Here is a 576-nt window from a genome sequence, read left to right on the forward strand (position 1 = left end):
CATGGGACCCTTCCCCTACTTTTACCCCTCCTGCCAAAACTGCTCCCGGGGAGACATGTACAAAATCTTCCAGTACACAATCATGTTCTATGATACAGCCTGTATTTACAATACAATGTTCTCCAACAATAGTATCGGCATTTATGGCAGCATTTGCCATTACAACAGTACCAATTCCCAGTTCAACTGTTTCGTCTACTACTGCAGCTGCATGGCTAATACCCCTAAAAAAATTCCCTTCGAAATTTATGGCTATTTTCTTCCGCGTAAAGTTGTTCCCTACAGCAATTAAAGTTTTCCTTCGAAGAACATCAGGCGTGATATCATGGATTACCGAATAGTTGTAGATACCGGTAATAGCTCTGTTATCATCCAGGATATTATGGATCTCTTCCATCCTGGATTGAACCAGATCAATGATCACTTTTCCATGTCCGCTGGCACCGTAAATATTCATTTAATTATTTCCGTTAAAAGGTTCTGTCGTAGCCATATTTGCTGTGTTTACTCCTTCAGATTTTACCACCTTTAAAAATGTCTTCCACAAGATCTTCAGATCAAGCAGAAAAGATAAAT

The 576-nt window shown here is 39.6% G+C and carries 1 protein-coding gene; it reads right to left on the minus strand.

The annotated features are described in order from the left end of the window. Positions 1 to 457: PglD-related sugar-binding protein (locus HC176_RS15845; protein WP_167919962.1), on the minus strand; the 457-nt coding region annotated here is incomplete at its 3' end. Positions 458 to 576: the final 119 nt, after the last annotated feature.

Source organism: Tamlana crocina, from assembly GCF_012037625.1.